This is a genomic window from Micromonospora sp. CNZ322 (assembly GCF_007827755.1).
In genome coordinates, this window is sequence record NZ_VITD01000025.1 from 1 (window position 1) to 17360 (window position 17360).

23 protein-coding genes are annotated in these 17360 nt (G+C 70.8%); 12 read left to right on the plus strand and 11 right to left on the minus strand.

The genetic code is table 11. The features are described 5' to 3' along the window. Nucleotides 1–91: 91 nt before the first annotated feature. The 3 genes from FB453_RS35255 to FB453_RS33060 all read right to left on the minus strand — a co-directional run bounded on the left by FB453_RS35255 (nucleotide 92) and on the right by FB453_RS33060 (nucleotide 854). On the minus strand, nucleotides 92–262 hold the full coding sequence (locus FB453_RS35255; protein WP_486480587.1) for a CGNR zinc finger domain-containing protein: 171 nt from the start codon (nucleotides 260–262) through the stop codon (nucleotides 92–94). Nucleotides 263–265: 3 nt separating this feature from the next. After that, nucleotides 266–400, minus strand: coding sequence for a hypothetical protein (locus FB453_RS35260; protein WP_486480580.1), 135 nt, complete (start codon nucleotides 398–400; stop codon nucleotides 266–268). A 79-nt stretch (nucleotides 401–479) separates the two neighbouring features. Beyond that, nucleotides 480–854, minus strand: coding sequence for a cupin domain-containing protein (locus tag FB453_RS33060; RefSeq protein ID WP_145796598.1), 375 nt, complete (start codon nucleotides 852–854; stop codon nucleotides 480–482). Nucleotides 855–1040: 186 nt separating this feature from the next. On the opposite strand from FB453_RS33060, the gene FB453_RS33065 reads away from it, so the two are divergent. After that, a complete protein-coding gene (locus FB453_RS33065) occupies nucleotides 1041–1556 on the plus strand; it encodes a GNAT family N-acetyltransferase (RefSeq protein WP_222431454.1) in 516 nt (171 codons plus the stop codon). Between the two features lie 31 nt (nucleotides 1557–1587). Here the strand turns inward: FB453_RS33065 and FB453_RS33070 are convergent, their stop codons facing one another. After that, nucleotides 1588–2085 carry a YcxB family protein gene (locus FB453_RS33070; protein WP_145796603.1) on the minus strand — a complete coding sequence of 166 codons (498 nt, stop codon included), beginning with the start codon at nucleotides 2083–2085 and terminating at the stop codon, nucleotides 1588–1590. Between the two features lie 93 nt (nucleotides 2086–2178). On the opposite strand from FB453_RS33070, the gene FB453_RS33075 reads away from it, so the two are divergent. From FB453_RS33075 to FB453_RS33090, 4 genes are all read left to right on the plus strand, one after another. Beyond that, nucleotides 2179–3138, plus strand: coding sequence for a PaaX family transcriptional regulator C-terminal domain-containing protein (locus FB453_RS33075; RefSeq protein WP_145796605.1), 960 nt, complete (start codon nucleotides 2179–2181; stop codon nucleotides 3136–3138). A 282-nt stretch (nucleotides 3139–3420) separates the two neighbouring features. Continuing rightward, nucleotides 3421–4614 (plus strand): cellulose binding domain-containing protein, encoded by a 1194-nt coding sequence (locus FB453_RS33080; protein ID WP_145796607.1) that lies wholly within the window; start codon nucleotides 3421–3423, stop codon nucleotides 4612–4614. Between the two features lie 84 nt (nucleotides 4615–4698). Next, nucleotides 4699–5289, plus strand: a complete 591-nt coding sequence (locus tag FB453_RS33085; protein ID WP_145796609.1) for a DinB family protein — start codon at nucleotides 4699–4701, stop codon at nucleotides 5287–5289. 17 nt (nucleotides 5290–5306) lie between these two features. Beyond that, the gene (locus FB453_RS33090; RefSeq protein WP_186718707.1) at nucleotides 5307–6161 is read left to right on the plus strand and encodes a DUF4253 domain-containing protein; all 855 of its coding nucleotides are present in this window, start codon (nucleotides 5307–5309) and stop codon (nucleotides 6159–6161) included. Between the two features lie 9 nt (nucleotides 6162–6170). Here FB453_RS33090 and FB453_RS33095 read toward each other — a convergent pair whose 3' ends face one another. Both FB453_RS33095 and FB453_RS35265 read right to left on the minus strand, forming a co-directional pair. Further along, nucleotides 6171–7526 (minus strand): serine hydrolase domain-containing protein, encoded by a 1356-nt coding sequence (locus FB453_RS33095; RefSeq protein ID WP_486480588.1) that lies wholly within the window; start codon nucleotides 7524–7526, stop codon nucleotides 6171–6173. Nucleotides 7527–7574: 48 nt separating this feature from the next. After that, nucleotides 7575–7703 carry a hypothetical protein gene (locus tag FB453_RS35265; RefSeq protein ID WP_486480581.1) on the minus strand — a complete coding sequence of 43 codons (129 nt, stop codon included), beginning with the start codon at nucleotides 7701–7703 and terminating at the stop codon, nucleotides 7575–7577. Between the two features lie 40 nt (nucleotides 7704–7743). Between FB453_RS35265 and FB453_RS33100 the strand changes: the two genes are divergently transcribed. Beyond that, nucleotides 7744–8613, plus strand: coding sequence for a fructosamine kinase family protein (locus FB453_RS33100; RefSeq protein WP_486480582.1), 870 nt, complete (start codon nucleotides 7744–7746; stop codon nucleotides 8611–8613). A gap of 132 nt (nucleotides 8614–8745) precedes the next feature. Next, nucleotides 8746–9990: an MFS transporter gene (locus FB453_RS33105; RefSeq protein ID WP_145796616.1), complete on the plus strand. Its 1245-nt coding sequence runs from the start codon at nucleotides 8746–8748 to the stop codon at nucleotides 9988–9990. 44 nt (nucleotides 9991–10034) lie between these two features. Here FB453_RS33105 and FB453_RS33110 read toward each other — a convergent pair whose 3' ends face one another. Together FB453_RS33110 and FB453_RS33115 are read right to left on the minus strand one after the other, a co-directional pair. Then, on the minus strand, nucleotides 10035–10490 hold the full coding sequence (locus tag FB453_RS33110) for a hypothetical protein (RefSeq protein ID WP_145796618.1): 456 nt from the start codon (nucleotides 10488–10490) through the stop codon (nucleotides 10035–10037). Continuing rightward, complete coding sequence (locus FB453_RS33115; protein ID WP_145796620.1) at nucleotides 10487–10888, minus strand: DUF6069 family protein; 402 nt, start codon at nucleotides 10886–10888, stop codon at nucleotides 10487–10489. Before FB453_RS33115 ends, FB453_RS33110 begins: the two co-directional genes overlap by 4 nt. Nucleotides 10889–11019: 131 nt before the next feature. On the opposite strand from FB453_RS33115, the gene FB453_RS33120 reads away from it, so the two are divergent. Both FB453_RS33120 and FB453_RS33125 read left to right on the plus strand, forming a co-directional pair. Beyond that, nucleotides 11020–12180, plus strand: a complete 1161-nt coding sequence (locus tag FB453_RS33120) for a sensor histidine kinase (protein ID WP_486480583.1) — start codon at nucleotides 11020–11022, stop codon at nucleotides 12178–12180. Next, nucleotides 12168–12830, plus strand: a complete 663-nt coding sequence (locus FB453_RS33125) for a response regulator transcription factor (protein ID WP_145796621.1) — start codon at nucleotides 12168–12170, stop codon at nucleotides 12828–12830. The genes FB453_RS33120 and FB453_RS33125 overlap by 13 nt, the downstream gene beginning before the upstream one ends. A 7-nt stretch (nucleotides 12831–12837) precedes the next feature. Here the strand turns inward: FB453_RS33125 and FB453_RS34555 are convergent, their stop codons facing one another. Beyond that, a complete protein-coding gene (locus tag FB453_RS34555) occupies nucleotides 12838–13314 on the minus strand; it encodes a VTT domain-containing protein (protein WP_181541229.1) in 477 nt (158 codons plus the stop codon). Then, complete coding sequence (locus tag FB453_RS33135) at nucleotides 13311–13904, minus strand: CDP-alcohol phosphatidyltransferase family protein (protein WP_145796722.1); 594 nt, start codon at nucleotides 13902–13904, stop codon at nucleotides 13311–13313. Before FB453_RS33135 ends, FB453_RS34555 begins: the two co-directional genes overlap by 4 nt. A gap of 138 nt (nucleotides 13905–14042) precedes the next feature. On the opposite strand from FB453_RS33135, the gene FB453_RS33140 reads away from it, so the two are divergent. After that, nucleotides 14043–15149 carry a sensor histidine kinase gene (locus FB453_RS33140; protein WP_186718708.1) on the plus strand — a complete coding sequence of 369 codons (1107 nt, stop codon included), beginning with the start codon at nucleotides 14043–14045 and terminating at the stop codon, nucleotides 15147–15149. Continuing rightward, nucleotides 15146–15793: a response regulator transcription factor gene (locus FB453_RS33145; protein WP_112585182.1), complete on the plus strand. Its 648-nt coding sequence runs from the start codon at nucleotides 15146–15148 to the stop codon at nucleotides 15791–15793. The genes FB453_RS33140 and FB453_RS33145 overlap by 4 nt, the downstream gene beginning before the upstream one ends. A gap of 1 nt (nucleotide 15794) precedes the next feature. Here the strand turns inward: FB453_RS33145 and FB453_RS33150 are convergent, their stop codons facing one another. Next, nucleotides 15795–16328 carry a hypothetical protein gene (locus FB453_RS33150; protein WP_145796625.1) on the minus strand — a complete coding sequence of 178 codons (534 nt, stop codon included), beginning with the start codon at nucleotides 16326–16328 and terminating at the stop codon, nucleotides 15795–15797. A 142-nt stretch (nucleotides 16329–16470) separates the two neighbouring features. Between FB453_RS33150 and FB453_RS33155 the strand changes: the two genes are divergently transcribed. Further along, nucleotides 16471–17334, plus strand: coding sequence for a TIGR03620 family F420-dependent LLM class oxidoreductase (locus FB453_RS33155; protein ID WP_145796627.1), 864 nt, complete (start codon nucleotides 16471–16473; stop codon nucleotides 17332–17334). Nucleotides 17335–17360 lie beyond the last annotated feature (26 nt).

Here is a 17360-nt window from a genome sequence, read left to right on the forward strand (position 1 = left end):
CGCGACAGCGCATCCCACTCGACGTCAGACAACTCATAGCGACGACCCACGCCCTACATCATCCGACACCAAGATCCTTTGAAGACACTGCCTAGGGGGTGACGCGCTGGCGGTGGTAGTGGCGGGCGGCCTTGGCGCGGGCGCCGCAGCCGTCCATCGAGCACCAGCGCCGGGACCAGGATGCGGACGGCCCGTTGCTGCCCTGGGGTTCGGTCGCCGTGGTCGAGCGCCGCGACGACCACGGCGACCATGAGCCCCGCAGACGTCAGTGCGTGCTGCGCGGCCTCGGTGTCGCCGCCGCGCCCGAGCGCTTGAGCAGGAACGCCCCGCCGACGATGAAGACGACGCCGAGGATCCGCATCGTGTAGCCGCCGACAGACCTGACCCGTTCGTTCGCCATGGTGTGCCTTCTGCCCGAGGCGCCAATCGCGTAAACGGTGCGGCGTGGATCAGGCCGTTGCCGTCAGCCGGCGGTGATCTCACTCCACCTTGGTGAGAAGTGGTTTCCCCTTCTCGACGACGTACGTGGCCAGTTCGACAGCGATACCGTCGCCAACGTTGCGGGCCTGGTGGTGCACACCGTACGGGACAGTGAGCGCGTCGCCGGGATTGCACACCACGGGTGGCTGCCCCTCCAGCCGATATTCGAGCGTTCCCTGTAGAACGCAGATGATTTCCTCGCCGGGGTGGAAATGCTTGAACGCTGGCGAATCCGGAGTGAACTCCACCCGAGTCTGAATGACCTCTCGCCCAGGGATGCTGAGGTCGTGCCGTTGCAGATCGATCCGCCACAGCCCTGGTGCTGACTCCACCGCTGTGGGGCTGATCCCCTCGGGTCGGTCCTTGGTGCTCATGACGGCCTCCTGTTAGCCGTCGGGCCGACGGCCATTACTCGGATTGGTGCATCCCCGTCGAGGATAGGTAGCCGCAGACGGTCAGGGGCGGGGATGCCGACACGGAGGTTCGATTCCGCGAAGCCGGCCTGTGCCGGCGCGTAAATCGGCTTGTGCTGTTTCCTGAGGGCTGCTTCGCTGTTGCCTGTGACCGAGCTTCGTACGCCGCGACTGCGCCTGCACCCCATCGACACCGCAGAGGGTGAGCGCATCGTCGGGCGGCGCGCCGGGGCCGGGGACGACTGGGCCGAGGACTTCCCGTTCGACGGCGACGTCCTCGGCGTGCGGGGCTTTCTCGCCGCCACCGCCGCCTACGGCGACCGACGTCCGTTCGGGCACTACCGGATCACCCGCACGGCCGACGGCAAGGCCATCGGAGGAATCGGCTTCAAGGGTCAGCCGGAGGACGAACGCATCGAGGTCGGTTACGGTCTCACCCCGTCAGCCCGGGGAAACGGCTACGCGGCGGAGGCGCTCGCCGCCCTGCTCGACCTCGCGACAGCACACGGACTGTCCCGCGTCGTCGCCGAGACCACCGGCGACAACGTCGCCTCCCGGCGGACCCTTGAACGTGCCGGCTTCCGACACACCGGCACCAACGATGATCTCTACCAGTACGAGGTAGTCCTCGGTGCCCCTTCGCGACCGACTCGGACGCCATAGTCCGATCCCCCGCGGCCTGCGGCAGCCGAGTTCACCGACGGGGCAGCAGCCCTCGTTCGGTCATGTGGGCGCGCAACGTCTCGGCGTCCTCGGCGGACATCAGCCAGCGCGGGATCACGGTCGCGGGCATTCGGCCGACGTACACGACCCAGAAATCCCCGGCGTCCCGCACCTGGGCAACCCCGTCCCAGGCGATGCCGCCGGACTCCGAGCCGCTGCGCATCATGATGTTGTCATCGGTGATGTCGTAGGCGCCCTCGACGGCGTAGCTACCGGAACGGCGTCGGGCGCGCGCCAGCACCCACGGCCGGTACAGCATCGACAGCACGCCGGCCACGAGCAGCGCGGTCCAGAGCGGCGAACTCCGCTCGCCCCACCCGAACCCCCGCGAGACGACGAGACCGATGACCCCGACCGCCGTCAGGACCGCTCCGATGTAACCGAATCTGCGGAGCCGGACGTTGCCGAGCGCAGCGGCCACCCGACTCGGGTAGGCGGGATCGGCGGGGACGTCAAAACGGATGTGCACGCCAGAACGATAGTGCCTCCACCCGCCCCGGAAGGCGCCTTGCCCCGCCCCACCTCACAAGCCAGGGGCGTCCGGGTGCGGCAGTCTGATGAGGTGAACGCCGACGACGTCCGAGTGCCCCGGGCCCAGGCGGGGTCGAGCCCGCAGCATCTGTTGACGACAGTTCTCGGCGAGTACCTCGACTCCTCCGACGCGGACCTGCCGTCGACGGCGGTCATCGCGATTCTGCGGGAGTTCGGGATCAGCGAGTCCAGCGCCCGTGCCGCGCTGTCCCGGCTGGTCAAGCGTGGTCTCATCGCGACGCGGAGGAAGGGCCGGTCGCCGGTCTACCACCTCACCCCGCAGGCGATCGCCAAGCACCGCTCCCGGATGCGGCACTTCCTGAACTTCGGCTCCCACCCGGCGCCCTGGACCGGTGATTGGGTGCTGGCCACCTTCTCGGTTCCGAACGCCGGCCAGGCGTCCCGTCATGCGCTCCGCAGGTCGTTGACCGCACTGGGGTTCGTGGGCCTGTACGACAGCGTGTGGATCCGGCCGGGATCCGACGTCGCGCCGGCGCGGGAGGCGCTGCGCGCGCTGCTGCACCACGTCGAGGGCGCCCGATGGTCGGTCCTGCACGCCCGGTTCGACGAGGAGGCAGGGCCACACGGGCCGGCCTCCGCGTACGACCTGACCGGTCTCGCTTCCGCGTACTCGAGCTTCATCGAGCAGTACGCGGAGCTGCGGGTAGCCGCGCACGACGGGAAGGTGGACCCGGCCCGGGCGCTGGTGGCTCGGACCTCCGCGATGGATTCCTGGCGGAAGTTCGCCGACGTCGACCCGGACCTCCCCTCGCACCTGCTGCCGGAGTCCTGGCCTCGCCAGGAGGCCAGGGAGACCTTCCTGGACATCCACACCACTCTCGGCTCGCTCGCTCAGGCGCGTCTGGTCGAGGTGGCAACTCCGCACTGGCCGGATGCCGCCTCGTGGATCACCCACTTCCAGGCGTCGAGGGATCCCTCGCAGCCGGAGCCGACTGGCGGAAGGCACGGCAGCGGCCCACTCGCCGGTTGACGACGTAGCGGCCGGTCAGAGCCGGCAGTACATTGACACTTTTCGTTGCGACAATGATAGTAACTGCATACAGCTCCCATCGGAGCGCCTGCAGGGACCGCGGCCGGGCGGTCGCCGGCGCTGAATGAGCGGGCAGTGGCGACCGAGGGCACGGCCGCCGCCCAGGCCGCGACGCGCCCAAGTCGGCCAGACCCGTGGCCAGCGCTGACCACTCTCGTCGAGGCGCGAGTGACACCACCGCCACCGCTGGGAGCGCCACCGTGACTGTTCCTGGAGGATCCAATGAGAAGGCGAGCAAAGATCTACGCGGGGCTGGCGGCTGCCATCGTTCCGGTCACCTCCGTGATCATGGCGCTCGGCGGGACGCCGGCGTCCGCCGCCATCGGCGGCTCCGGCCCCTATCCCGCCGACTACGAAACCTCGGCCACCCTGGCCAACCACACCATCTTCCGGCCGCAGACCCTCCCGTCCGAACGCCTGCCCATCGTCGTCTGGGGCAACGGCGGCTGCTCGGCCAACGGCCTCTCCCAGGGCAACTTCCTGCGCGAGATCGCCTCCCACGGCTTCCTCGCCATCGCCAACGGCGCGCCGAACGGATCCGGCTCCACGACCTCCCAGATGCTCACCCAGTCCATCGACTGGGCGGTCGCGGAGAACTCCCGGCAGGGCAGCAAGTACTACAACAAGGTCGACACGAGCAAGGTCGCCGTCGCGGGCTTCTCCTGCGGAGGTCTGGAGGCGTACGCCGTCTCGAACGACCCGCGCGTCACGACGACCGGCATCTTCAGCAGCGGTCTGCTCAACGACGCCGACGACTACCAGCTCAGGAGACTGACCAAGCCGATCGCCTACTTCGTCGGCGGGCCCAGCGACATCGCCTACCCGAACGCCATTGACGACTGGGGCAAGCTGCCCGCCGGCCTGCCGGCCTTCATGGGCAACCTGAACGTCGGGCATGGCGGCACCTACGACCAGGCCAACGGCGGCGAGTTCGGCCGGGTGGCGACTCTCTACCTCAAGTGGCGCCTGAAGGGCGACACCACCGCCGGCCGCACCTTCGTCGGCGCCGACTGCGGTCTGTGCAGCAGCCAGTGGAGCGTCCAGCAGAAGAACCTGACGCTCGACGACGGCACGCCGCCGCCCACCACCCCACCGCCCACCACCCCGCCGCCGACCGGTACCCCCGGCTGCACCGCTGTCTACTCCGTCCAGGATCAGTGGAACGGCGGATTCGTCGCCAACGTCAGCGTCACCGCGGGAACCACGGCGCTGACCGGCTGGCGGGTCACCCTCACCCTGCCGAGCGGCGCGTCGGTCAGCTCGCTCTGGAACGGGGTCGGCAGCGGCACCAGCGGGACCATCACTATCGCCAACCAGAGCTACAACGGGCGACTGGCCGCAGGTCAGGCCACCAGCTTCGGCTTCCAGGGCACCGGCAGCGGTAGCGGAACCACAGCGAGTTGCACCGGAAGCTGACGCCCCGGTAGATCGAGTCGTTCGTTGGGCCGGTGCCCCGGCACCGGCCCAACGAGGCACGGCGGATAGGGAAGACTGGCGTGCATGGCTGATCTGAGCGATGCGAAGGCCGCGCTGCACGACTACCTCCGGGAGAACCGCGAAGACCTCATCTGGAAGCTCGACGGACTCAGCGAACGGGAGGTCCGGCTGCCCCGCACGGCGACCGGGAACAACCTGCTGGGGGCGCTCAAGCATTGCCTCAATGTCGAAGCGGGCTACTTCGGGCCCACCTTCGGTCGCGAGTTCCCGACGCCTGACGAGCTGGTCCCCATGGCAGCGTTCGACGAGGACCCGCAGGCAGACTGGTACGCCCGTGAGGACGAGACGAAGGACGGCCTGATCGACCTGTATCGCCGAGTCGGCGCGTTCGCCGACCAGACGATCGACGAGCTACCGCTCGACGCGCCGGGGCAGGTGCCGTGGTGGCGACCAGGTCGGCAGGACGTGACGCTACAGCGGATCATCATCCACGTGACCTGCGATCTGGCCCGGCACGCCGGGCACGCGGACATCATGCGCGAACAGCACGACACGGCGGTCGGCCTCCGGCGGAACAACAGCAACATCCCCGACGACTACGACTGGCCGGCGTATGTCAGCAAGCTGACGAAGCTGGCCGACCACTTCGGATGATCGGCAAAGCTGTCGGCGTGCGAGACGACCTCAATCAGATCGAAGCGGCTTTCCTGGGCACGCCACTGGCCGGCCTGCCGATCGGGCACGGCCCGTCGGGCACCATCCTCGTCGCCGACGTCGACCCCGACCGTCTGTACGAGTTCTGGCAGGCCGCCGAGGCGCTGGTGCCGGTCATCGGACGCCGGCCCGTCATGGTCACCGACGACTTCGACGACGCACTGACGATCCGGTCCGAGCCCGAACGGGGTCCGTCGGAGTTGGAGCTGCGCGCGTTCGTCGAGGCGGCGGCGTCTTCCGACCCCTGGCTGTCCTACCGCCACTACAGCGAGGACCAACAGGTCGACGCGGACGAGATCGAGTTCTGCGCGCGTGGCACGACCGGCGTCGACCTGACCGCCCTGGTGCCGGACGTGGTGCTGCCCACACCACTGCCGGTGCTGGAGCGGGCGCTGTACGACCGGCTGCTCGCCGACGCCGACCTGCACGCCCAGGTGCGTGGCAACGTGCGGCTCGTGACGCAGACCGAGTACTGGTACACGCCGGACAGCGTCCTGCTTATGTTGCTGCCCACCAGCGACGTCCGCGGGTCGGCGTACTGGGTGGACTTCTACGGTGCGCTCACCGAGGAGGACCGCCAGCGGCTCGCCGAGGTGCTGACGCAGTGGCGGCACCGGTGGGACGCCCGCCTTGTCGCATCGTGGGGCACGATGCTCCAGTTCCAGGTGGGTCGTCGCCCGACGCCGGGTGACGAGGCGTGGGCCGCCGCCGGTCAGCTCAAGGCGCTCGCTCCGGACCTCGAACTGAGCCAGTGGGAGGTCGCCGTCGCCCTACCGGCCGGTGACGCGTGGTTCGTCCACAACCGACCCTGACAGACCTGGCTACTCCGGTTGCCCCGTTACTGGCCTCGCGGTCTGCGTGGCCCCTTCCTGGCGCAGTTCGAGGACGTGGGGCTGGTCGTCGGTCCGGACGAACCGAACCTCCAGATCGAGGTCCGGGTGCCGGTAGCTACCGTCCGGGTCCGCCAGGAGGACAACCGGTTGCTGGGTCGAGGCGGCGAAGGTCAGTTGACCGTCGGTGAGTGCGACGTCGATCGGGTAGTCGTCGCGCAGAACGTAGCGGCCCGTGACGTTGGCAGGCGGCGCGGCGGTGACTCTGGTGGTGGCGTAGCGACGGTCCGCGGCGGCGCGGATGCTGACCAGCAGCTCCCAGCCATCCTCGGAGTTGGTCATCGCCGCTACCGCGGCGCCGCTGTCGGGCCACACGTAGGAGAAACAGGTATAACCGACGTTCGACCCGGTGTGTCCGAAACGTCGACGCTCGGCGCGGTCGTCGAGTTCGGTGCCGAGCCCGTAGCTGCCGCCAGGGATCTGCGGTGCGCACATCTGGGTGGCCAGGTCGCGGTCGAGCAGCTTCGAACGTCCCGAGACGGCTCGGGCGATTTCGAGGTCGAGCCGGAGCAGGTCGGTCGGGGTGCTCCACAGTCCGGCGGCGGCCAGCTCCGGTTGCGTTCGCCAGCCGCCCGGAATCCTGGTGCCGCCGCCGTGGTGGCCATGCGCCACCTGACCCGGTCGCTGGTGGGGAAACTGCTGGTCGAAGCTGCTGTCGGCCATGGCCAGCGGTTCCAGCACCAGAGTTCGCAGGAGGTCCTCGAACGGAGTTCCGGTCGCGTCCACCATCAGCTGCTGGAGCACCGAGTAGTGGCTGCCCGAATACCGGAAGCGGCTACCCGGTAACACTGTCGGTCGGACCGGTGGAGTGGTCGTCGCGCCGCTGCCTTCCAGGACCTGCAACAGCGACGGGGCGCGATCTGCGGGGTAGCCGCGGTACCAGGTGTCGGAGAGTCCGGCGGTGTGCGCCAGCAGCTGTCGTACCGTGACTCCCTGCTGGCCGTCACGGCCGGGCAGGTGCCACGAGGTGAGGTACTCGCCGATGTCGGCGTCGAGATCGAGGACACCGACCTGGACCAGTCGCAGCGCGCCGACCGCCGCGACATGTTTACTGATCGAACAGGCCGCGAAGGCGGTGCTCGCGGTCACCGGAGTCGACGTCCCGACCGCCATGACGCCAAACCCGGCCGCCCACACCTGCCCGCTCACGTGGCCGACGGCGATGCTGACCCCCGGCACGTCGTAGCTGCTCATCAGCTCGGGCAACGCCGCCGTGTCCGGTGAGAGCCGCCCGGACGACACCTGCCGGTCAAGTCCGCTCAGCAGCGAGACCCAGTCCTGGTGCATATCCACGACGTCGATTCTCGACCGCGCCCACCGGTGGATCAACTCCGGTCAACCGGTGGGGCTCGTGACGGTACGAGAGACCTCCCGGATCAGATCGAGCGGTTCCTCGGAGCAGTAGGAGGCGAGGGCGAGGTAGGTCTTGATGTCGCCGGCAGGGCGAGCCGTGACCAGCCGCATAGGATCGGGCGACCTCGTACGCCGGACTTGAGGAGCGCGCGTGACCCTGCTGGAGCGTCTGCACCTGGCCGGTATGCGCGAGGTCGTCACGGTGCAGCCGGTGACCGGCGGGCTCGCGGCTCTCGCGGGCATCGCCACCCGCCGGGATGCCTCGCCGGTGTTCGTCAAGGCGTTCGCCGACCGGCCGGCCGACGACGTCTTCGCGGCCGAGGCCGAAGGGCTGGCCGCGCTGCGCGAGCTGGGCGGTGTGGCGACACCCGAGGTGATCCTGGCGGATCGGGACGTCCTGGTGTTGTCGGTGTTGAGCGAGAGGCCGCGCAGCGAGGCCTTCTGGGAGCAGTTCGCACATCTGCTCGCCCGCCTGCACCTGAATACGACCCATCCCCGTTTCGGCTGGCACCACGACAACTGGCTGGGCCGTCGCCGCCAGGTCAACACGTGGAACGACGACGGCTTCGCCTTCTTCGCAGAGCACCGGCTGCTGCGTTGGCTCGACGAGCCCCGCGTCGAGGCGGCGCTCGACGCCCAAGACCGTTCGGCGCTGGAACGGCTCTGCGACCGCCTGCCCGACCTGCTGCCGGAGCGTCCGGCGTGTCTGACGCACGGCGACCTGTGGGCACAGAACGTCCTGGCCACAGCGGATGGAGAGCCGGCGCTGATCGACCCGGCCGTGTCGTACGTGTGGGCCGAGGTCGACCTCGCGCACGTGTGGTCCACCTCGCCTCCGCCCGAGGCACGACGGATGTTCGAGGTCTACGCCGAGCTGACCTCGCTCGACGCCGACTGGGAGGCTCGGATGCCGGTCATCCAGCTGCGACAACACCTCGCCGTGCTGGCCCAGTTCGACGACGACTGGGGTGCGGCCGATCAGATCCGCGCCGTCCTGGCCCCGTTCCGCACGCGATCCTGATCACAGGGCTGGCCGCCGACCGCCGCGACCGGGCCGGCCAGCCGACCGGTTCGACGGCAGCCGAGACCCGCGCGCGGAGCGGGGGTCGGGCCCTCGATTACGGTGACCCACTGGAATGGGGGGGGGTGGGCCATGGCACCGGAGGTGTCGCCGCGAAGGGCCAGGGCCGTGCTGGTCACGCTCTCCCTCGCCGCGTTCGCGTTCATCACGACCGAGCTGCTGCCCGTCGGTCTGCTGACCCGCATGGCACCCGATCTGGACCGGTCCCGCTCACAGGTGGGTCTGCTGGTCAGTGGGTACGCCGTGGTGGTGGTGCTGGCGTCCGTGCCGCTGACCCGACTGACTCAGCGCGTCCCCCGCCGGCACTTGCTCGGCGTCACGATGCTCCTGTTCGCCGCCGCGAACGCCGCCGCCGCGCTCGCGCCGACGTATGCCGTGCTGGCCGGCTCCCGCCTGGTGACCGCCCTCGCCCAGGCGCTGTTCTGGTCCGTCGCCACGGCGACAGTGATCGGACCGTTCCCGGTCGCGGTGCGCGGTCGGGCGGTGGCGCTGTTCGCGACCGGGGCGACGCTCGCCCCGGTGCTCGGCGTACCCCTCGGCACCTGGCTCGGGCAGCAAGCCGGCTGGCGCGCGGCGTTCGCCGTGCTGGCCGGGATCGGTGTGGCGATCGCCGCCGCGGTGGTGCTCCTTCTCCCCTCCTATCCCCCGGCCTCCGGCGGCGCCGCCCGGGGCAGCGCACCGGACGGCCGGCGCTTCGCCGTCCTGCTGATCGCCACCGCCCTCGGCATCGGCGGCTTCATGACCCTGCAGACCTACGTGACACCGTTCCTGCTCGACGTCAGCGGCTTCGCCGACGCGGTGCTGGCGCCGTTGCTGTTCGTCTCCGGGGCGGCCGGCGTCGTCGGCACCCTGGTCGCGGCCCGGACCCTGGACACCCGACCGATCGCTTCGCTGCTGACGCCGCTGGCCATCGGCACGGCCTCGCTGCTCGGGCTGTACGCGCTCGGCGCGCTCAAGCCGGGCGTGGTCGCGCTTCTCGCCGGGATCGGCCTCGCGTACGCGGCGTTCGGCTCCGCCGTGCAGAACCGGATGCTGCAACTGGCCCCGGGCAGCACCGACATCGCGTCGGCCGGGGTCAGCACCGCCTTCAACGCGGGCATCGCCGGCGGATCACTGCTCGGCGGGGCCCTCCTGCCCACCTCGGGGGCACGCCCCCTGGCGCTCGCGGGCGGGTTGCTGGCGCTGGCCGCCCTCACGCTGCTCGCCGTGGACGCGCGTCGCGGCCGCGTCGTCGCCGTTCCACCAACCAGTCCCCCGGCTACGCGCCGGTCCGACTCGCCTGCGGTCGGAAAATCTTCCGGTACGCGCCCAGCGTGACGCCGACGAGTCGTAGCGACGCGGGACCATCTGGCGGCGGGCGCTCACCCGCTGCCCGCGCTGACGACCGCCATCACGATCAGGGTGCGTCGCCGCCGCTGACTCATCAGCGCGAAACAGGCGGTGAGCACCACCAACTCCAGCTCGGCCCACTCGCCGGTGACGTCGACACGGATCGGCCCGCCGCGCCGGCCGGGGAGGCGTACCGCGAGGCGGTGCCCGTCGCGTACCAGCTCACCGCCGCATCGACCGGGCGCCCAGCGGGCCATCCCGCCGGGCCCCGGCACGTGCGACCGGCGCGGGTCGAGCCGTACCGGCACGCCGTGCTCGCCCTGGGAGGCGAACCCGATGCGTCGGCGGTCGGTCGGTGCGACAGTCCAGCGGCCGGTGCTGGTGCGGATCTCGCCGCACCGCCAGGTCCAGCCGGTCCGCAGCGAGGCGCGCGCCCCGGAGTCGAGGACGAAGGCCCCGTCCTGTTTGCGTACGGTCAGCGTCGTCATCGGTTCGCCCCTTCCGGACGAGGCCGGGGCAGGCCGAGGATGAGGATGACGCCGACGCTCAGGTGCAGCAGCGCGAGGGTCGCCTTCGCTCCCCCGCCGACGCCACTCGGTGGCCCGACCACGAGCGACAACAGCAGGACGACAACAGCGATCGAGGTCCACCAGACGCGGGAGCGGTCGGTGCGGCGTTCCAGCACCGCGAGCAGCGCCCAGCCGGCCAGTGCCGCGACCGCGGCGGCCACGATGACAGCGGTCACCGTGATCTGCCGGGTCGAGTTCGCGGACCTGACCGCCAGGTCGACTCCGGCCGCCGAGTGCAGGAGCGCGAACTCGGCCACCGCCACCACTATCGCGCCGGCCGCCACCGCGGCCCGTCCCAGGAGGAGATTGTTCGTCATGGCTTGAGTCTGCGGACCGGGCCGGGTCGGGCACGTCGGTCCAGACGCCACGGCGGGTACGTCCGCCGGCGGCTCGGCGTACTACCAAAGGAGGTGGTCCGGCCGGCCGCGATCCCAGTAGCGTGCGGCATGTGGATGCGGCGACGTGCGAGGTCAAGCCGCCGCGGACGTGGCGTTCCGTCCCGGTGGTAGTGACGACAGTGGCGATCGGCGTCCTCGTCGCGACCATGCTGTGGTCCGCCACCCGGTCCGACTCCGCCGGCCTGGTCGGCGTCGACGTCGGGCTGGCGGTGGCCGCCCTGGCCCTCGTACCGGTGGTCGTCCGCCGCCCGCCGATCGGTGGCGTGCTGGCCGGCCTGCTCGTCGCGCTGTCTCCGGTGGCCACGCCGGTGGCCAGCTTCGCGGTGCTGTTCATCGCCCGCAACAGGCCGTTTCGGCAGGCGGCGGCGGTGGCGGCGGTCGGCGTGGCGGGCGAGGCGATGCAGGCGCTCTGGCGGCCGGTGCCCAGCCTGCCGTACGGGTGGCGGCTGGTGCTGATGACGATCGCCTACGCGGCCCTGCTCGGCTGGGGCACCTGGGCACAGGCCCGCAACGCCCTGCTGGTGGCGCTGCGGGACCGGGCCCGGCGCGCCGAGCAGGAGCAGGAACGACGGGTCGGCGAGGCGCGGGCGGCGGAGCGCAGCCGGATCGCGCGGGAGATGCACGACGTGCTGGCCCATCGGCTCTCCCTGCTGGCGGCGGCCGCCGGCGCGATGGAGTACCGGCCGGACGCGCCGCCCGAGCGGCTCAGCGCCGCCGCCGGGGTGATCCGGGCCAGCGCACACCACGCCCTCGACGAACTGCGCGAGGTCATCACCCTGCTGCGCAGCGACGACACCGAGTCGCCGACCGACGCACCACCCGGGCAGACCCTCGCCGACCTGCCGCGCCTGGTCGACGAGGCGCGGGCCGCCGGGCAGCAGATCGAGGTCGACGACCCGCTCGGCCCGCCGGCCGAGATCCCCCCGGCGGTCGGCCGCACCGCGTACCGGATCGCACAGGAGGCACTGACCAACGCCCGCAAGCACGCCGCCGGCCAACCGGTCCGGCTGGTGCTCGGCGGCGCGCCCGGCTCCGGCCTGAGCATCGCGGTGAGCAACCCGACCACGCCCGACAGCGGTGCCACCGACAGCGCCGGTACCGGCCTGATCGGCCTCGCCGAACGGGCTGCGCTCACCGGCGGTCGGGTCGCCCACCACGTCGACGCCGCAGGCCGGTTCCACCTCACCGCGTGGCTGCCGTGGCCGACGTGACGGGTCCGATCCGGGTCGTCATCGTCGACGACGATCCCCTCGTCCGGGGAATGCTCACGCTGATGCTCGACGGCGCCGACGGGATCGTCGTGGTGGGCGAGGCCGCCGACGGCGCCACGGCGATCACGGCGGTGGACCGGCACCTGCCCGACGTGGTGCTGATGGACATCAGGATGCCCGGCGTCAACGGCATCACCGCCACCGAGCGCCTGCGCCGCCGCCACCGGCCACCCGAGATCATCGTGCTCACCACGTTCGACACCGACGAGCACGTGGTGCGAGCCCTCCGAGCCGGCGCGAGCGGCTTCCTGCTCAAGGACACCCCGCCCGAGCAGATCAGTCAGGCGGTCCGAGCAGTGGCGGCCGGCAACCCGATGCTGTCTCCGGGCGTGACGCGCCGCCTCATGCAGCGGGTCGCGTCGGGGGCCGAGTCCTACGAGCAGGCGCACGAGCGGCTGGCAGTGCTCACACCCCGGGAACGCGACGTCGTGCTGGCCATCGCGCAGGGTCGCTCGAACGCCGAGATCGCCAGCGAGCTGCTGATGAGCGTGACGACGGTGAAGGCCCACGTCTCGCACATCCTGACCAAGCTGGATCTCGACAACCGCACCCAGATCGCCCTGCTCGCCCACGACGGTCGGCTTCTCTGAGCCGGGGTCAGGCCAGCACCGCTGGCAGGACGAGCAGGGCGAAACGGATCACCCGCCCGGAGAGGCAGGCGACGGCGAACTCCCAGCGTCGAAGGCCCGCGGTGCCGGCGGCGAGGCTGACGACGGCCAGCGGTGGAACCCCGACCGCAGCGGAGGCCAGCACGGTCGGCAGGGCGGTGCGGCGGCGGGAGAGCCAGCGTCGGATCGGCTCGGTCCACCGCGCGGCCCGAGCCGCCGCGCGACCTGACTTTCCCCGTTTCGCGACCTTCTGGGCCAGTCGCCCCGACCCGCGACGCGCCGACTCGAACAGCAGCAGCTTGCCGACGGTCTGCCCGAGCGCCAGGGCGACCACCACGGCGACGAGAGCATGGCCGCCGCCACGCTGCCCGGCGACCACGGCGTAGGCCTCGGCGTTGACGATCGGGACGAGCGCCGAGGCGACACCGTAGCCGAGCGCCACCACGGTCTCGGCGAGGCTGCTCATGCCCGGCCGTCCCGTTCGAGCAGCCGGACCACCGCTGCGACCGACCACAGCTTCACTGCGACGACGGCGACGGCGACGCCCAGCGCGAGGAGGTACTGCCCGAAGGCGATGGCGCCGATGACCCCGGCGGTGTTGGCGACCTTGGCCGCTGGCGACCAGTTCAACGCCCACACCCGCCGGTCGATCAGGTGAAAGTAGTTGGGGCTCAGCACCGGCCAGCACAGGAACGCCAGCGACAGCATGGTGTCCAGCACCAGGAACGAGAGCAGGAAGACCACTGCCACGACCGCGACGTCCGGCACGAGGGAGACCAGGCCCACGCAGAGTACGGCGGTGCACGCTCGGTCGCTCACGATGTCGAAGACGGCCCCGGCCCGGGTCTCCTGTCCGAGCCGGCGGGCGGCCCAGCCGTCGAGCACGTCACCGATCCAGTAGATACCGTACGATACCGCCATCAATGCCACCGACCCGAAGACGAGGGCGACGATACCGACGGTGACAGCGGCGACCGTGCGAACGGCGGTGATGTAATTGGGAACCGTACGAAGCGGGCCGACGGTGATGGCGGCGCGGGAGTCGACGAGAGTCACCTCCGCAGAGTCGTCCGGCGGGCGTTTTCGCGGAACGTGCCGGGGTGCCGATCTGGTCCCGAGGGCGGTACCGGGGTGCCGGCCGATCCGGTACCTGGGTACTGGCCGGTCTTCCGGCTGGTCACGGAGACTGTGCGGGTGACGACTGGAATCCGCGAACGGTTGCGCGACCCCGAGCGAGTGCGCCGGCTCGCGTACGCTGCGGTGGTCTTGATCATCGCCGCGGTGGTCACCACCGTCGAGGACGGCGTGTCCGTGCCGTCGGGTTGGGCGTGGCTGGTGCTGCCGGTCGGCCTCGGGGCCACGGCGCTGCGCCCCCGCTACCGAACCCTGGTCTTCGCGGTCTGCGCGGGATTCGTGGCGATCGTGAGCACCGGCGAGTCGGTGCAGTTGGGCCTCGCGGCCGCCGGCCTGGTGTTCGTCTCGGTCTGCGAGGACCCGGCCCGCCACCCGTGGCTGGGGTGGGTGGGTGGCTTGGTCGGCGCGGCGGGTGCCCTCACCACCGCGCTGCTCAACGGACGAGGGCTGTACGAGCAGCCGTTCTTCTTCGTGACGGCCGGCTATCTCCTGGCGATCCTGTTGCGATCGTGGTCACACGGTCGCGCCCTGACCCGGGAGACAGACGACCTGCGCGGCCAGGCCGCCTGGCTCGAACAGCGCACCAACCTGGCCCGCGAACTGCATGACGTGGTCGGCCACCACGTCACAGCGATGGTGGTGCAGGCCGAGGCGGGCCAGCTCAGTGACGACCCGGGGGCGGCGCTGCGGGCGATCGCGGGCAGTGGCCGCACCGCGCTGAGCGAGCTGGACACGCTCGTCGTGCACCTGCGCGATCCGGACGCGTCGATAGCGGTGAGCGCGCCACCGCGCCTGTCCGACATCGACGAGCTGCTCGCCCAGCCGCTGCGCCAGCAGGGCGTGACGGTGCGGGTCCAGCTGGACCCCGAGCCGGGCCTGGACGAGATCGGTGTGTTGACCGCCTACCGCATCGCCCAGGAGGCTCTCACCAACATCGCCCGCCACGCGAAAGCCACGGCGGCCTGGGTCGAACTGGCCCGCGTCGGCGACCACGCCCGCCTGCGGATCAGCGACGACGGCATCGGGCCGCCCCGCGCACCCACGAGCGGCTCGGGCCTGCTCGGCATCGGGGAGCGCGTTTCCGCGCGCGGCGGGAGCTGGGAGCTGAGCCAGCGCCCCGGCGGCGGCACCGTGGTGCAGGCCAACCTGCCGGTGGCGGACAAATGATCCGCGTCGCTATCGCCGACGACCAGGAGCTGGTCCGAGACGGCTTCAGCCTGATCCTGCGGTCCCAACCCGACATCCAGGTCGCGGCCGAGGCGGCCGACGGCAGGCAGTTCCTCGACGCCGTACGTCGCGACTCCCGCATCGACGTCGCCCTCGTCGACATCCGCATGCCGGTGCTCGACGGCCTGCAAGCCACCCGCGAGCTGGCCACGATCCCGCACGCCCCGGCCGTCATCGTCGTCACCACCTTCGACGACGACGCCTACGTCCTGGACGCCATCGCCGCCGGCGCCCGCGGGTTCCTGCTCAAACGGTCCAGCGCCCGTGACCTGATCGCCGCGGTGCGCACCGTCGCGGCCGGCGAGGCGGTCCTCTCCGCCGAGGTCACCGGCGCCGTACTCGATCGGGTCCGCGCGACCGGCCCGGCCACCCGCGTGGAGTTGGCGGCCTACCAGCTGACCGCTCGGGAGACCGACGTGCTCGCCCTGATCGGCGCCGGACTCAACAACAACGAGATCGCCGAACGTCTCTACCTGTCCATGAGCACCGTCAAGACCCACGTGACCAACGTGCTGGCCAAGACCGGCAGCCGCGATCGCGTACGGGCCGCCATCCTGGCGATCCAGGCCGGCCTGACGCCCTGAATTAGGGATCGGTGCGTACCAGCCGACGCTGCGGGCTGGCCTGCCAACCCCCGAACAGCGCCCTCGCCACGACGGCGATGAAGAGGGCCGACGCGATGGTCAACACCACGGCCACAGGAGCGACGTGCTCCGCCTGCCACTCGACATCGCCCGCTGTGATGGCCGTCTGGTCGCTGCCGAAGACATCGAACCACGGCAGCAGCGAGGCCGGATACCACAACGGCGCGTATGAGTACGGCAGGCCGACACCACCGTTGAGCGTCCAATAACCGGCCACGTCGTAGATCAACACACTATCGACGACGACCGCCACATCGCAGGCAACCAGGGCCGCCACGCACAGCAGCACAGTGGCACTCTTGCCGTGCCCCCACCTGGCCAACCTGCTCGACAGGATTGCCCCCGTGCCGAGGAGCGCCGCCCAGACGCTGCCGGTGAGCGCCTCGATCGGCAGGTACTCGACACGCAGTCCGTGCGCAAACAGCACAAGCAGGAGCACAGTCGATATCCACATCAGGCTGAGCCGCAGGGTCATCGACCAGGTTGAAACCACGCCGCGAGGCTACCGTGGATCGGCTCGGTTCTGGCACCACCGACTCTGCCGGCGGCCTGTTCACGTCGGGCTTGGGGAGCGCAAGCTGACGCGGTCAGCGGCCGATCGGTCGTAGGGTTGCGGTATGGCACAACGACTCGTCAGCGTATGGCAACCATTCTTCCTTGCTAGCGAGAGTCAGGGCGCGGCCATCGACGCCGCGACAGAGTTGGAGGACCTGGGCTACTCACGAATCTGGTTCTCCGGTGGTTTCGGTGAGAACGTCGCTCCCCGCTTCCGGGAGATCCTGGACGGGACCACGCGCATCGGGGTCGCGACCGGAATCCTGAGCATCTGGCACTCGTCGCCACCCGAGGCGGCGGCGTTCGCCAAGGACGCGGAGCAGACCCATCCCGGCCGGTTCCTGCTCGGTCTCGGCGCCAGCCACGCGGTGGTGGTGGAAAGCAGCGGCACCGACTATCGCAAGCCGTACTCACGGATGGTGCAGTACCTCGACGGCCTCGACGCGGCCGGGCTTCCGCCCGAGCGGCGCATCCTGGCGGCACTGGGCCCGCGGATGCTCGAACTCTCCCGCGACCGCTCAACCGGGGCGCACCCGTACTTCGTCCCTGCCGAGCACACCGCGGAAGCCCGGGCGGCAATCGGACCCGACCGGCTGCTCGCCCCCGAGGTGGCGGTGGTCCTCGACGCAGATGCCACCACCGCGCGCGCCACCGCCCGCCAGTACACGAGCGGGTACCTCGCACTGCCGAACTACACCAACAACCTGCGGCGATTCGGCTGGACCGACGAGGACTTCGCCAGCGGCGGCAGTGACCGCCTCGTCGACGCCCTGATCCCGTGGGGCAGCGTCGAGAAGGTGGTGGCCGGGTTGGAGAGGCACTACCAGGCCGGCGCGGACGAGGTGGCGATCCAGGTGCTCAACGGCGGCGACGACACGACGTTCCCCGCCGACGCGTTCCGCGCCCTCGCCACAGCCCTGATCTGACTTCCGAAACCCGCAGCACCGCGATT

What these genes read in the sequence shown, in the direction of transcription:
- FB453_RS33085 (WP_145796609.1), top strand. Translation starts at nt 4,699, where the DNA reads ATGGCTGATCTGAGCGATGCGAAGGCCGCGCTGCACGACTACCTCCGG.
- FB453_RS33145 (WP_112585182.1), top strand. Translation starts at nt 15,146, where the DNA reads ATGATCCGCGTCGCTATCGCCGACGACCAGGAGCTGGTCCGAGACGGC.
- FB453_RS35265 (WP_486480581.1), bottom strand. Translation starts at nt 7,703, where the DNA reads ATGCGGCTGGTCACGGCTCGCCCTGCCGGCGACATCAAGACCTACCTC.
- FB453_RS33115 (WP_145796620.1), bottom strand. Translation starts at nt 10,888, where the DNA reads ATGACGAACAATCTCCTCCTGGGACGGGCCGCGGTGGCGGCCGGCGCG.
- FB453_RS35260 (WP_486480580.1), bottom strand. Translation starts at nt 400, where the DNA reads ATGGCGAACGAACGGGTCAGGTCTGTCGGCGGCTACACGATGCGGATC.
- FB453_RS33095 (WP_486480588.1), bottom strand. Translation starts at nt 7,526, where the DNA reads ATGCACCAGGACTGGGTCTCGCTGCTGAGCGGACTTGACCGGCAGGTG.
- FB453_RS33060 (WP_145796598.1), bottom strand. Translation starts at nt 854, where the DNA reads ATGAGCACCAAGGACCGACCCGAGGGGATCAGCCCCACAGCGGTGGAG.
- FB453_RS33150 (WP_145796625.1), bottom strand. Translation starts at nt 16,328, where the DNA reads ATGACCCTGCGGCTCAGCCTGATGTGGATATCGACTGTGCTCCTGCTT.
- FB453_RS34555 (WP_181541229.1), bottom strand. Translation starts at nt 13,314, where the DNA reads ATGAGCAGCCTCGCCGAGACCGTGGTGGCGCTCGGCTACGGTGTCGCC.
- FB453_RS33155 (WP_145796627.1), top strand. Translation starts at nt 16,471, where the DNA reads ATGGCACAACGACTCGTCAGCGTATGGCAACCATTCTTCCTTGCTAGC.
- FB453_RS33080 (WP_145796607.1), top strand. Translation starts at nt 3,421, where the DNA reads ATGAGAAGGCGAGCAAAGATCTACGCGGGGCTGGCGGCTGCCATCGTT.
- FB453_RS33105 (WP_145796616.1), top strand. Translation starts at nt 8,746, where the DNA reads ATGGCACCGGAGGTGTCGCCGCGAAGGGCCAGGGCCGTGCTGGTCACG.
- FB453_RS33110 (WP_145796618.1), bottom strand. Translation starts at nt 10,490, where the DNA reads ATGACGACGCTGACCGTACGCAAACAGGACGGGGCCTTCGTCCTCGAC.